Here is a 12373-nt window from a genome sequence, read left to right on the forward strand (position 1 = left end):
TAGAGGGTAGCCCCACACCCTCCCGGACGCAGGGCCCCCGAAGAACGGAGCGTGCGACTTTCGCCGCACTCCGCTCGCGCACAGTATTAAGCGTCGTACTGACGCCGGTCCCGCCGCAATGCGCGAGCCCTTCGCAGGCACTCATATTGTTGATTCGCCTCATCGCTGAGGCGAGGAGCGCTGAACCGTCTTGCAACGGTCACTCACAAGCTGCTCGATGAATCTCAAACATGAACCTACGACAACTGCACCACACGGAAGTCTGCACCCTTTCGGGTCAGGGCAAAATTTTGAACCCCTATGCGACCCATTACAGGCCGCCATTCGCTTTTTCCGCGTTCTCATACCCACTTGCCCAACAGCTTCCCTTGCGGGTTACCTGCCATAGCCGAACTGCTGGCGTGGGCAGACAAATGGGCTTACCGTGTTCCACGTAGAAGACACGAGCAGTTTAGGTTCTGCCTATTCACCGGCAGTCGCATTGTCCGTGTGCCCCGACAGTTAAACGGAGCATCCGACTGCATGCCTTTTTGGCCCAAGCCTGTCAGCGCCTTTGGCTTGTTTGCCGTAACGGCGTTTATCAGCAATTCGCATGCGCTAACCATGTTGCCCAACCTAGCACCCCATCCGCCTTGACGCTGGCAGAAAGCACCACGCTCTCGCGAGTGAAGCGCCGTTCAAAGAACGGGTTACGTTGTTCCGGTGGCTTCACACCAAGTCGTTACCAACTCAGCATGCACCGGTAGGTTACGATTGACGGAACAACCGGTTCCTCTTCTGGCCGAAACCAGATGGAACAATCCTCTACGCGACTTTCACGTCGCACTAACTGAACGGCATTAGCCGCTTGCGGCGCCTTTTTTTATCGCCGCTGCAATTCGCGCGGACCTTCACGCACCGCGCGGATAGCAGACATCGAGAATGTCGATCTGCTGAACGCCCGCCGGCGTGTGCAGCGCCACCGTGTCGCCGATCTTCGCCTTGAGGAGCGCACGCGCGATCGGTGAAATCCAGCTCACGCGTCCGTGATCCAGATCGACCTCGTCGACACCGACGATCGTCACCGTGTGCGTTTCGCCGTCGTCGCCCGCATAGTCGACGGTCGCGCCGAAAAACACCTGATCGATGTTCTCCTGCTTGCTGCTGTCGACGACTTCCGCCAGATCGAGCCGCTTGGTCAGGAAGCGAATCCGCCGGTCGATCTCACGCAGGCGCCGCTTGCCATAGATATAGTCGCCGTTCTCCGAGCGATCGCCATTCGATGCCGCCCACGAAAGCAGCTTCACGACGTCGGGACGCTCGACGTCGAGCAGATGCAGCAATTCGTCCCGCAGCCGCTGATGCCCTGCCGGCGTGATGTAATTCTTGGTTCCTGCCGGCACATCCGGCTGCGCGAGATCGAGATCGTCGTCGGACTCTTCGGATTCTTTGACAAATGCTTTATTCATGGTGCAAACCGCTCAAAAAGACCTGTAGAAATGCGGGAACGCCTATGTACAAGGTAACACGAAGGTGAACGAAACCCCGCAAAAATGGCCTCGAGCCCTTCCTTTTTCAGATAGGTTTGTCTATAATCTCGCTTCTGCGTGCGGCTGTAGCTCAGTTGGATAGAGTACTTGGCTACGAACCAAGGGGTCGTGGGTTCGAATCCTGCCAGCCGCACCACCTTTTCAAGTGCTTTCCTCCTGGAATACACTGAATCAATCGAATGCGTTCGACTCACAAGCGCAGTGAATCAACAAAGCAGTACCGGTTTTGCGTGCGGCTGTAGCTCAGTTGGATAGAGTACTTGGCTACGAACCAAGGGGTCGTGGGTTCGAATCCTGCCAGCCGCACCACCTTTTCAAGTGCTTTCCTCCTGGAATACACTGAATCAATCGAATGCGTTCGACTCACAAGCGCAGTGAATCAACAAAGCAGTACCGGTTTTGCGTGCGGCTGTAGCTCAGTTGGATAGAGTACTTGGCTACGAACCAAGGGGTCGTGGGTTCGAATCCTGCCAGCCGCGCCACCTTTCGAAGGGCCTTCCATCCGGAAGGCCCTTTTTGTTTTCGCACGCGTTCGCTCACTGCCGTGGCGCGGAGCCGATATCGCCGATGCGTCCGTCCGGCGCCGGCATATCTTCCACCGACGCCACCGCGCTCTGCTCTCCGATCGCCTCTGCCCGCGCGCCGAGCAACGTCTGCGGGCGACGCAGGAAATCGTCGTCGACGGATTCGCCGAACGCGTGACGCACGAACGCGCGCAGCAACGCGATTCGCAGCGACGCGCCCCGTCCTTCCACCGATTCGCCCTCCTTGCCGAATGTCGCAGTGCAGACCACCTCGCCGCGTCCGTGATCGCTCATCTCGAGCCGGCAGGCGCGCTCCAGCACGACCGACGCCGCTTCCCACGAAGTCGACGGCAGGAAGCGCCCATCCCACGGTTTGCCGCGATCATTGCCCCGGATCGAGAGTGTCTCGCCGCTGTCGGTGAAATGGATTTCGCGGATGAAGTCATGCAGGCCGCGCGCGACCCAGTAATCGAGTGCGGGACCTTCAAGATCGGATGTTTGCATTGTCGTGCCTCGTGTACGTCGATGGTACAGGCACGCAGGTTACGTTCCAGCGCCGGCGCGCCAAAAACAGGGGAACGCGATGTCAGTAATCGGAGCGCTCGCGATCGACGCGCATGCCGCCGTCCGGGTTGCGATGATGCGGCTCGTCGCTCGGACGCTCGCGCGCGATGCGCATCACGTCCGGATTGGTCCGCACGCGCCGCATCACGTTCGCGAGATGCACGCGGTCGCTGACCTGGATCACGAAGCGCAAGAACGTCGCTTCCTGCGAAACGTCCTCGTCCATCGCGATATGCACGATGTTGGCATCGGCGGAGGTGATATCGGCGGCGACGCGGGCGAACACGCCCTTCACGTTTTTCACCAGCACCTTGACCGCGACGTCGAAGAGACGTCCCGGCTGCGGCGCCCACGCGACATCGATCCAGCGGCCCGGATCGCGACGGTGAATGCGCTGGGCGACGCGGCAGTCGGTAGTGTGAATCGCCATGCCGAGGCCGATGCCGATATAGCCCATGATGTCGTCGCCGGGAATCGGGCGGCAGCACGCGGACAACTGCACGGACATGCCCTCCGTGCCCGTGATCACCACCGGCGGCGCCGTATTCGTGGTGAAGCTCTCACGCGGGGAATCGTCGTCGTCGCGGCCATTCATCAATACTTCGATGCGCTTTGCCATCACCGCCGCCACGCGCCGTCCGAGGCCGATGTCAGCGAAAATTTCCTGGCGCGATTTGTTGCCGGTCCACTGCACGAGCTTTTCCCAGGCTTCGGGCGTCACTTCCGACAGCGCAAGACCATAGCTCTTGAGACACTGGTCGACGAGCCGCTCGCCCAGTTGCACCGACTCGTTCAGGCGCATCGTCTTGAGATAATGGCGAATGGCCGAACGCGCCTTGCCGGTGCGCACGAAGCCAAGCCACGCGGGATTCGGCTTCGAATACGGCGCGGTGATCACCTCGACGATATCGCCGCTCTTCAATTCCGTACGCAAGGGCAGCAATTCGTTGTTGATCTTCACCGCGACGCACTGGTTGCCCAGGTCGCTGTGGATCGAATACGCGAAGTCGAGCGCGGTCGCGCCGCGCGGCAGCGGCATGATCTTCGACTTCGGCGTGAACACGTAGACGGCATCCGGGAACAGGTCGATCTTGACGTGTTCGAGGAATTCGCTCGAATCGCCCGCTTCGCTCTGGATGTCGAGCAGCGACTTGAGCCACTGGTGCGCGCGCTTTTGCACGTCGTTGAGATCCGCGCCGCCGTTCTTGTACAGCCAGTGCGCCGCGACGCCCGCTTCGGCGATCTCGTGCATCTTGCGCGTGCGGATCTGGAATTCGATCGGCGCGCCGAACGGACCGACGAGCGTGGTGTGCAACGACTGATAGCCGTTCACCTTCGGGATCGCGATGTAATCCTTGAACTTGCCGGGCACGGGCTTGTAGAGCGCATGCAGCGCGCCGATGCACGTATAGCACTCGAGCGCGCCCTCGACGACCACGCGAAAACCGTACACGTCGAGCACCTGCGAGAACGACAACTGCTTGTCGCGCATCTTCTTGTAGATGCTGTAGATGGTTTTCTCGCGGCCGGTGACTTCCGCGCCGATCTTCGCGTCCGCGATCGTGCGCTGAACGGAATCGAGAATCTTGCCGACCACTTCGCGCCGATTGCCGCGCGCCGCCTTCACCGCTTTTTCGAGCGTCGCGTAGCGATTCGGATTGAAGTTCGCGAAGCTCAGGTCCTGCAACTCGCGATACGTATTGTTCAGCCCGAGCCGGTGCGCGATCGGCGCGTAAATGTCGATGGTCTCGCGCGCCACGCGCCGGCGTTTCTCGGACGGCACCGCGCCCAGCGTGCGCATGTTGTGCAGGCGGTCGGCGAGCTTGACGAGGATCACGCGCACGTCGCGCGCCATCGCGAGCAGCATCTTGCGGAAGTTTTCCGCCTGCGCTTCCTCGCGATTGCGAAACTCCATCTTGTCCAGCTTCGACAACCCGTCGACCAGTTCCGCGACCTTCGCGCCGAATCGCTCCGCGATTTCGGTCTTGGTCACGCCCTGGTCCTCGATCACGTCGTGCAGCAGCGCCGCCATGATCGATTGCGCGTCGAGCTTCCAGCCCGCGCAGATTTCAGCCACCGCGACCGGATGCGTGATGTACGGCTCGCCGCTCTGCCGATACTGGCCGAGATGCGCTTCGTCGCTGAAATGGAAAGCCGCCTTCACTTCCTTGATCTCTTCCGGCGAGAGATAGGACGCAAGCGCGTTCGTCAGCTTCGCAATGGAAACGACGTCGTGACGGCGAGGCTTTTCGGGTGTGGCGGTCGGCCCGAACAGATGGCGGAACGACTGTTCGAGGACCGCGTCGATGTATTTGCGCGCCGGAGCCGGCGCGCTGGAATCGGGATTCGATTCGTGATCGGCGTCGTTATCCGCGTCGACGGAGACGGGCAAGGGTGTGTGACTCATGTTCGCCTCCGTGGTGGATGACGCGCTCGACGTCGGTTGCTGGAAGTGAAACTGACGCTGCAACGTTGCCTTATACCGGGACCTTCTTCAGCATTTCCACGCCGACCTGCCCGGCGGCGATTTCGCGCAGCGCAACGACCGTCGGCTTGTCGCGGCTTTCGATTTTCGGCGTATGGCCTTGTGCGAGCTGACGTGCACGATAAGTTGCCGCGAGCGCCAGCTCGAAGCGGTTCGGGATCATTTTCAGACAGTCTTCAACGGTGATGCGGGCCATGGTTGTTCCCTTCTGGATATGTTCTTCATTCTACCTTATGTGACCGTTGCGCCCTTATCACGAGGCGTGCGGCGTGTGAATGCCCAGTTCCACGAAAAGCTGCGTGTGGCGGGCGTATTGCGATCCGAAGCGCAGGCGCGTCGCCGCGACGAGGCATTGCAGCTCGGCAAGCGCGCGCTCGAAGTTTTCGTTGATGACCACGTACTCCGCCTCGGGTGCGTGCGCCATCTCGCTGCCGGCCGCGAGCAGGCGCCGCACGATCACGTTCTGCGTATCCTGGCCGCGCTTCTTCAGGCGGTCTTCGAGCGCATCGAGCGACGGCGGCAAAATGAAAATCTCGACCGCGTTCCGAAACTGCTTCTTGACCTGCTGCGCGCCCTGCCAGTCGATTTCGAGCAGCACGTCGTGGCCGCTTCGCATCTGTTCCTCGATCCACACGCGCGACGTCGCGTAATAATTGCCGTGCACCTCCGCGCTTTCGAGGAATTCGCCCTTCGCGTGGCGCTCCATGAATTCGTCGATCGATACGAAGTGATATTGCACGCCGTTCTTGTCCTTCGGGCGCGGCTCGCGCGTCGTGTACGACACCGACAGGCGGATCGCCTGGTCCTGCGCGAGCAGCGCGTTGACGAGCGTCGACTTGCCGGCGCCCGAGGGCGCGACGACCATGAACAGGTTGCCGGGATAAATGCCGCTGTAGGTGCTGAGGTGCGAGCTGCGCGTCGTGGTGGTCATTTGAGGCGTCACTCCAGGTTCTGTACTTGCTCGCGCATCTGCTCGATGAGGAGCTTGAGCGTCATCGATGAATCGGCGAGTTCCTTCGCCGCCGCCTTCGAGCCGAGCGTGTTCGCTTCGCGGTTGAGCTCCTGCATCATGAAGTCGAGCCGCTTGCCGACCTTGCCGCCCTTTTGCAGCACATGGCGCGTTTCGGTCAGGTGCGCGGTGAGCCGCTGCAGTTCTTCCGCGATGTCGATGCGAATGCCGTAGATCGTCACTTCCTGGCGAATCCGTTCCGCGATTTCCTCGCGCGGCAGGCTCGTTGCCGTGCCGTCCGGCGCCGCGATGCCGAGCGCATCCTGCAGCCGCTCGACGATCTTCTGCTGATGCTTGGCGATCAGTTCCGGCACGAGCGGCGTCACGCGCGCGACGATCGCTTCCATCTCCGTCACGTTGTTGATCAGAACCGACGCAAGTGCCGCACCTTCGCGCGCACGCACGTCGATGAGATCGGCGATCGCCTGCTTGCCGCACGCGAGCACCGCTTCGCGCAGCGCTTCCGGCGACACGCCGCCCTCCGCGAGCACGCCGGGCCAGCGCAGGATTTCGCCCGTGCGCATGCGTTCCGCGTTCGGGAACGTCTCCAGCACCGCGCGTTCCAGCGTGGCGAGTTGCGAAAGCGCATCGCGATTGAGCGCGCCCGCGTTGGCTGCCTGCTCCGCGCGATTCAGGTTGATGCGGATATCGACCTTGCCGCGCGAGAGCTTCGTCATCAGCATTTCGCGCAACTGCGGCTCGCAGGCGCGGACGTCTTCGGGCATGCGGAAGTTGAGATCGAGAAAGCGCGAATTCACCGTGCGCAATTCGACCGATACACCGACGCCCGAGCCATTGGCTCCCGCGCCATCCGCGGCGACTTCGCGCGTCGCGTTCGCATAGCCTGTCATGCTGTAGATCATGGTACGTCTCGCGATGTGGGCCTCCGGGACGAAGGCCGGTTTGCTACGAGCGCCCGGCTCGTGGCTTGGTGCTCGATTGGGCACGCGAATGGAGGCCGGGCGGGGAAGCGCACATTATCCCATTTTTACCGCGATGGCCTGTCGAACATGCAGTCCGTACCGGGCTCGGACGTGCCCCCGGACGGCCATTGCCGGACGCCCATCATGAATGACGATAAAATCACGGGTGACGCGCTGCTTCCACGCGCTGCTTCCTTTTCCTCGCTGTTCCCACCTTCCTCCGCCATCCATGACCGATTCCGTCCTGCTCGACCCCGCTTCCTTCGTCCGCCCGAGCGGCCGTCGCGCTAACCAGTTGCGCGACGTGCGCATCACGCGCCATTACACGAAGCATGCGGAAGGCTCCGTGCTCGTCGAATTCGGCGACACCAAGGTGATCTGCACCGCGAGCATCGCCGAGCGCGTGCCCGAGTTCCTGCGCGGCCGCGACCAGGGCTGGCTCACGGCGGAATACGGCATGCTGCCGCGCGCGACGCACACCCGCAGCGACCGCGAAGCGGCACGCGGCAAGCAGACCGGACGCACGCAGGAAATCCAGCGCCTGATCGGCCGGGCGCTGCGCTCGGTGTTCGACCTGAACAAGCTCGGCGCGCGCACGCTGCATATCGACTGCGACGTGATCCAGGCCGATGGCGGCACGCGCACCGCCAGCATCACCGGCGCGTTCGTCGCGGCACACGATGCGGTGTCGAAGCTGATCGCATCGGGCCGCATCACGGAGTCGCCGATCAATGACTTTGTCGCGGCGATCTCGGTCGGCGTGTACGAAGGCGAGCCGGTGCTCGATCTCGACTACGACGAAGACTCGCAGTGCGACACCGACATGAACGTCGTGATGACGGGCGCCGGCGGTTTCGTCGAAGTGCAGGGAACGGCCGAAGGCGTGCCCTTTTCGCGCGCCGAAATGAACGCGCTGCTCGATCTTGCGCAAAGCGGCATCGAAACGCTGATCGCGAAGCAGAAGGCCGCGCTGGAGCTTCGCGGTGTCTGAGGCCAATGATTTGAAGCGCGTCGTGCTTGCGTCGAACAATGCGGGCAAGCTGCGCGAGTTCGCGTCGCTGCTGGGCGCGGCGGGCATCGAACTGATCGCGCAAGCCGAACTCGGCGTGCCCGAAGCGGAAGAACCGCATGCGACGTTCGTCGAGAACGCGCTCGCGAAGGCGCGTCATGCGTCGACGCTGACCGGCCTGCCCGCCATCGCCGACGACTCCGGCCTCTGCACGCACGCGCTGCGTGGCGCGCCCGGCGTGCACTCGGCGCGTTACGCGCAACTCGCCGGCGGCGAAAAGAGCGACGCCGCGAACAACGCGCGCCTCGTCGCCGAACTGGCGGGCACGGCGGATCGTCGCGCGTACTACTTCTGCGTGCTCGTGCTCGTGCGCCACGCGGACGACCCGGAACCGCTGATCGCCGAAGGCCGCTGGCATGGCGAAGTGATCGATGCGCCGCGCGGCGCGAACGGCTTCGGCTACGATCCGCACTTCTTCCTGCCTGCATTGAACGCAACCGCCGCCGAACTCGATCCCGCGCGCAAGAACGCGAGCAGCCATCGCGCGATTGCGCTTCGCCAACTGCTCGCCCGCTTGAAGGAACTCGCGTGAGCACGGGACCGCAAGCCATCAATGTCGTGAAGGCGTTCACGTCGCCGGGGAGCATCCGGCTGACGTCGCTGCCGCCGCTTTCGCTGTACGTCCACTTTCCGTGGTGCGTGCGCAAGTGCCCGTATTGCGACTTCAACTCGCACGAGTGGAAAGGCGAGTCGTTCCCCGAAGAGCGTTATCTCGACGCGTTGCGCGCCGATCTCGAAAGCGCGCTGCCGCTCGTCTGGGGACGTCAGGTGCATACGATTTTCATCGGCGGCGGCACGCCGAGCCTGTTGTCCGCGAAGGGGCTGGATCGCCTGCTCTCGGATGCGCGCGCCCTCCTGCCGCTCGACGCCGATGCCGAAATCACGCTGGAAGCCAATCCGGGCACGTTCGAGAGCGCGAAGTTCGCGCAGTTTCGCGCGAGCGGCGTCAACCGGCTGTCGGTGGGCATCCAGAGCTTCAACGCGCAGCATCTGAAGGCGCTCGGCCGCATCCACGATTCGACGCAGGCGCACAAGGCCATCGAGATCGCCGCGCGCCACTTCGACAACTTCAATCTCGACCTGATGTTCGCGCTGCCGCAGCAGTCGCTCGACGAATGCCGCCGCGACATCGAGACGGCGCTCAGCTTCGCGCCGCCGCATCTGTCGCTGTATCACCTGACGCTCGAACCGAATACGCTGTTTGCGAAGTTCCCGCCGCAAGTCCCCGACGACGACGCCTCCGCCGACATGCAGGAATGGATTCACGCGCGCACGCGCGAAGCCGGTTACGAGCGCTATGAAGTCTCGGCGTATGCGAAGCCCCATCGGCAGAGCCGTCACAACCTGAACTACTGGCGCTTCGGCGACTACCTCGGCATCGGCGCGGGCGCGCATACAAAGCTGTCGTTCCCGCAGAAGATCGTGCGCCAGGCGCGCTACAAGCACCCCGCGACGTACATGGACGAAGCGCTCGGCGGCAACCCGATCCAGGAAGAACACGAAGTCGGACCGCGCGACCTGCCGTTCGAATTCATGCTCAACACGCTGCGGCTCGTCGAGGGCTTTCCGGTGCATGCGTTCATCGAAAGGACGGGGCTGGCGATGTCGACGATCGAACCCGCGCTCGTCGAAGCGGAACGGCGCGGGCTCATCACGCGCGACTTCGAACGCATTGCGCCCACCGAACTCGGACAGCGCTTTCTTAACGACCTCCAGGAACTCTTTCTCAAGGACGCACGAAGTTGAGCGCGCCGAGCACCCTGCCCGGCTCGGTCATGCGTCACCGTCCGTTCGCGCTTTTCTGGAGCGCGCGGGTGATGTCGTCGGTGGCGTTCCAGATGATGTCGGTCGCGATCGGCTGGCAGATCTACTCGATCACGCACAGCGCGTTCGCGCTCGGTCTCGTCGGCCTCGCGCAGTTCGTGCCGATGTGCGTGCTGACGCTGGTCGTCGGGCATGTGGCCGATCGCTATGACCGGCGCACGATCGCGTTTATTTGCCAGGCGATCGAAGGCGTCGCGGCGCTCGTGCTGTGTGTCGGCGCGTGGCATGCATGGCAAAGCGTCGGCCTCATCTACGCCATCGCGATGATCACAGGCGCCGCGCGCGCATTCGAATCGCCGTCGATGGCGGCGCTCTTGCCGAATCTCATCCCGCGCACGCAATTGCAGCACGCGACCGCCTGGTCGACGTCGGCGAACCAGACCGCGCAGATTCTCGGGCCCGCGATGGGCGGGCTGCTCTACGGGGTTGGCGCGTCGAGCGTGTATGGCGTGGTCGCGTGTGCGTTCCTCGTGGCCGCCGTGCTCGTGATGTCGATTCGGATCGACGAAGCCGTGCGCATGCGCGCGCCGCTGTCGTTCGAGGCGCTGTTTTCGGGCATCGCGTTCATCCGGCGCAAACCGGTGATTCTCGGCGCGTTGTCGCTCGATCTGTTCGCGGTGCTGCTCGGCGGCGCGACCGCGTTGCTGCCGGTATTCGCGCACGACATCCTGCATACCGGGCCGTGGGGACTGGGCGTGCTGCGCGCGGCGCCCGCTGTCGGGGCGCTGGCCGGCTCGATCTATCTCGCGCATTTTCCGCTCAGGCAGCGCGCGGGAACGGCGCTGTTCGCCGGCGTGATCGCGTTCGGCATCGCGACGATCGTGTTCGGGGTGTCGCGCAATATGGTTGTGTCGCTGGCGGCGCTGGCGACGCTCGGTGCGACGGATGTGATCAGCGTCGTCGTGCGCATGTCGCTCGTGCAGTTGCAGACGCCGGATGAAATGCGCGGACGCGTCGGCGCCATCAATTCGCTCTTCATCGGAACGTCGAACCAGCTTGGCGAGTTCGAGTCGGGCATGACGGCGGGATTGTTCGGCGCGGTGCCGGCGGTGCTGATCGGCGGGCTGGGGACGATTGTGGTCGCGCTGCTCTGGATGCGGCTTTTCCCGGCGCTCAAGGCGACGAGGTCGCTGGAAGGCTGAGGCGTTTGGGTCGTCGTTTGGATCGTCGTCCTCGTCCTCGTCGCCGGCGAGATGCGCTACAATACGCGCCGTCTGGAGGTGTGGCCGAGCGGTTTAAGGCACCGGTCTTGAAAACCGGCGAAGGAGCGATCCTTCCGTGAGTTCGAATCTCACCGCCTCCGCCAATAGCCCTTTATTTTAAGGGCTTTTTTACCTTTAGCTAACCAATCGGCTAGCCGTAACCCCTCCGAGATGCCTCGAAGCCGCACAATCTCATCGTGCGTTCGCTTATCGCATTCAACTCCTCTTCGTCGCAGGCGATGCCGGCGCAGCGGTAGAGGCTTGCGACACGCCGGTTTGCGCGTCCCCTCAGTACTAGCCACTTCGGTACGTTATTGAATCGCGCCACCATCCGGGTACTAAAAATAATAGGTTAAGCACGTGCTTTCTTATTGCTACTGCTATTGACGAACCGGTCAACAACGCGCACTATACGTCACTTGCGTATAGTTAACACAATGAAAGCAACCTTTATTGAGCTTCGGTCTTTTGCATCCGTCCGCGCAGAGTATCTAGACGACGAGTCTTACCGGGCGCTCCAGGAGGAGCTAATGAGCAACCCTGAGTGCGGCGACGTTATCAAACACACCGGCGGGCTTCGAAAAATGCGTTTTGCGGACTCGAAGCGACAAAAAGGTAAGCGAGGCGGGCTTCGTGTCATCTACTACTACTGGATCAGTGGTAGTCAGTTCTTGTTGTTCACGGTGTACGACAAGGACGAAATGGCCGACCTGACCAGGAAACAAGCCCAGATCTTGGCTGAGCGACTACGCAACGAACTCAGAGAGAGGCACCTGAATGAAGAAGCGAAACCTGTTTGACGAATTGAACGCTGGCTTTGATGAGTTAGCGGACGCTCGCGCGGGAAAAACAACTCTGCGTACGAGCACCGTTGAAGTAGCCGACCCCGTCGAAGTGACGCCCGAGGAACTGCGGGCAGTGCGTGAGCGTCTTCACGTATCTCAGGCAGTCATGGCGGCGCGTCTGCGCATGAAAAGCCGCACGTATCAGAATTGGGAGCAAGGGCGAGCCAAGCCGAGCACTCACGCGGCCATCCTGATTAAACTTATGGAAAAACACCCCGAAACGCTGGAGCACCTGGCGTCGCTCTAATTGCAACCCCCTCCACGTCAACGGCCCTAAGCGGGCCGTTTGCTTTGGTATCGACGGTAATGCTTAGAACAGCGCCGTCGCCTCGGAAGCGCCATTCCTGACTCCTGCGACATGTGTAGCCCACCGGCTACAAATTATCAATCCAGATTCGT

Annotated in this window: 12 protein-coding genes and 4 tRNA genes; 10 read left to right on the forward strand and 6 right to left on the reverse strand. The window is 62.3% G+C overall.

All coding sequences use genetic code 11. The features are described from left to right. Positions 1 to 890: 890 nt before the first annotated feature. Entirely contained in the window at positions 891 to 1448 is a 558-nt protein-coding gene (greB, locus tag AWB68_RS27855; RefSeq protein WP_087647568.1) for a transcription elongation factor GreB, read from the reverse strand. Positions 1449 to 1588: 140 nt separating this feature from the next. On the opposite strand from greB, the gene AWB68_RS27860 reads away from it, so the two are divergent. From AWB68_RS27860 to AWB68_RS27870, 3 genes are all read left to right on the forward strand, one after another. Further along, a tRNA-Arg gene (locus AWB68_RS27860) sits at positions 1589 to 1665 on the forward strand. Positions 1666 to 1761: 96 nt separating this feature from the next. Further along, positions 1762 to 1838 (forward strand) — tRNA-Arg (locus tag AWB68_RS27865). A gap of 96 nt (positions 1839 to 1934) precedes the next feature. Further along, positions 1935 to 2011: transfer RNA gene (locus AWB68_RS27870), tRNA-Arg, on the forward strand. Between the two features lie 54 nt (positions 2012 to 2065). Here AWB68_RS27870 and AWB68_RS27875 read toward each other — a convergent pair. The 5 genes from AWB68_RS27875 to AWB68_RS27895 form a co-directional block, all read right to left on the reverse strand. Next, entirely contained in the window at positions 2066 to 2557 is a 492-nt protein-coding gene (locus tag AWB68_RS27875; protein ID WP_087647569.1) for a phage protein NinX family protein, read from the reverse strand. A gap of 82 nt (positions 2558 to 2639) precedes the next feature. Further along, positions 2640 to 5024, reverse strand: coding sequence for a RelA/SpoT family protein (locus AWB68_RS27880; protein WP_087647570.1), 2385 nt, complete (start codon positions 5022 to 5024; stop codon positions 2640 to 2642). Between the two features lie 70 nt (positions 5025 to 5094). Next, positions 5095 to 5298, reverse strand: a complete 204-nt coding sequence (gene rpoZ, locus AWB68_RS27885; RefSeq protein WP_031359151.1) for a DNA-directed RNA polymerase subunit omega — start codon at positions 5296 to 5298, stop codon at positions 5095 to 5097. Between the two features lie 57 nt (positions 5299 to 5355). Further along, positions 5356 to 6033: a guanylate kinase gene (gene gmk, locus AWB68_RS27890; protein WP_087647571.1), complete on the reverse strand. Its 678-nt coding sequence runs from the start codon at positions 6031 to 6033 to the stop codon at positions 5356 to 5358. Between the two features lie 8 nt (positions 6034 to 6041). Then, entirely contained in the window at positions 6042 to 6974 is a 933-nt protein-coding gene (locus AWB68_RS27895; RefSeq protein WP_087647572.1) for a YicC/YloC family endoribonuclease, read from the reverse strand. A gap of 289 nt (positions 6975 to 7263) precedes the next feature. Here AWB68_RS27895 and rph point away from each other — a divergent pair, with 289 nt between their 5' ends. From rph to AWB68_RS27930, 7 genes are all read left to right on the forward strand, one after another. Next, positions 7264 to 8025 carry a ribonuclease PH gene (rph, locus tag AWB68_RS27900; RefSeq protein ID WP_087647573.1) on the forward strand — a complete coding sequence of 254 codons (762 nt, stop codon included), beginning with the start codon at positions 7264 to 7266 and terminating at the stop codon, positions 8023 to 8025. Next, positions 8018 to 8635: an RdgB/HAM1 family non-canonical purine NTP pyrophosphatase gene (gene rdgB, locus AWB68_RS27905; protein WP_087647574.1), complete on the forward strand. Its 618-nt coding sequence runs from the start codon at positions 8018 to 8020 to the stop codon at positions 8633 to 8635. Before rph ends, rdgB begins: the two co-directional genes overlap by 8 nt. After that, the gene (gene hemW / locus AWB68_RS27910; RefSeq protein WP_087647575.1) at positions 8632 to 9849 is read left to right on the forward strand and encodes a radical SAM family heme chaperone HemW; all 1218 of its coding nucleotides are present in this window, start codon (positions 8632 to 8634) and stop codon (positions 9847 to 9849) included. The genes rdgB and hemW overlap by 4 nt, the downstream gene beginning before the upstream one ends. Positions 9850 to 9878: 29 nt before the next feature. Then, complete coding sequence (locus tag AWB68_RS27915) at positions 9879 to 11069, forward strand: MFS transporter (RefSeq protein WP_200828812.1); 1191 nt, start codon at positions 9879 to 9881, stop codon at positions 11067 to 11069. A gap of 74 nt (positions 11070 to 11143) precedes the next feature. Then, positions 11144 to 11233, forward strand: a tRNA-Ser gene (locus AWB68_RS27920). A 426-nt stretch (positions 11234 to 11659) separates the two neighbouring features. After that, entirely contained in the window at positions 11660 to 11929 is a 270-nt protein-coding gene (locus tag AWB68_RS27925; protein WP_235028534.1) for a hypothetical protein, read from the forward strand. Beyond that, the gene (locus AWB68_RS27930; RefSeq protein WP_087647578.1) at positions 11907 to 12221 is read left to right on the forward strand and encodes a helix-turn-helix domain-containing protein; all 315 of its coding nucleotides are present in this window, start codon (positions 11907 to 11909) and stop codon (positions 12219 to 12221) included. The genes AWB68_RS27925 and AWB68_RS27930 overlap by 23 nt, the downstream gene beginning before the upstream one ends. The last annotated feature ends 152 nt before the right edge of the window (positions 12222 to 12373 follow it).

It is taken from the genome of Caballeronia choica, from assembly GCF_001544535.1.
GTDB classification, from domain to species: domain Bacteria; phylum Pseudomonadota; class Gammaproteobacteria; order Burkholderiales; family Burkholderiaceae; genus Caballeronia; species Caballeronia choica.

Bases quoted from the DNA above. Each gene is read 5' to 3' on its own strand.
- AWB68_RS27895 (WP_087647572.1), bottom strand. From the start codon at position 6,974: ATGATCTACAGCATGACAGGCTATGCGAACGCGACGCGCGAAGTCGCC.
- AWB68_RS27930 (WP_087647578.1), top strand. From the start codon at position 11,907: ATGAAGAAGCGAAACCTGTTTGACGAATTGAACGCTGGCTTTGATGAG.
- greB (WP_087647568.1), bottom strand. From the start codon at position 1,448: ATGAATAAAGCATTTGTCAAAGAATCCGAAGAGTCCGACGACGATCTC.
- rph (WP_087647573.1), top strand. From the start codon at position 7,264: ATGACCGATTCCGTCCTGCTCGACCCCGCTTCCTTCGTCCGCCCGAGC.
- AWB68_RS27875 (WP_087647569.1), bottom strand. From the start codon at position 2,557: ATGCAAACATCCGATCTTGAAGGTCCCGCACTCGATTACTGGGTCGCG.
- AWB68_RS27925 (WP_235028534.1), top strand. From the start codon at position 11,660: ATGAGCAACCCTGAGTGCGGCGACGTTATCAAACACACCGGCGGGCTT.
- AWB68_RS27915 (WP_200828812.1), top strand. From the start codon at position 9,879: ATGCGTCACCGTCCGTTCGCGCTTTTCTGGAGCGCGCGGGTGATGTCG.
- AWB68_RS27880 (WP_087647570.1), bottom strand. From the start codon at position 5,024: ATGAGTCACACACCCTTGCCCGTCTCCGTCGACGCGGATAACGACGCC.
- gmk (WP_087647571.1), bottom strand. From the start codon at position 6,033: ATGACCACCACGACGCGCAGCTCGCACCTCAGCACCTACAGCGGCATT.
- rpoZ (WP_031359151.1), bottom strand. From the start codon at position 5,298: ATGGCCCGCATCACCGTTGAAGACTGTCTGAAAATGATCCCGAACCGC.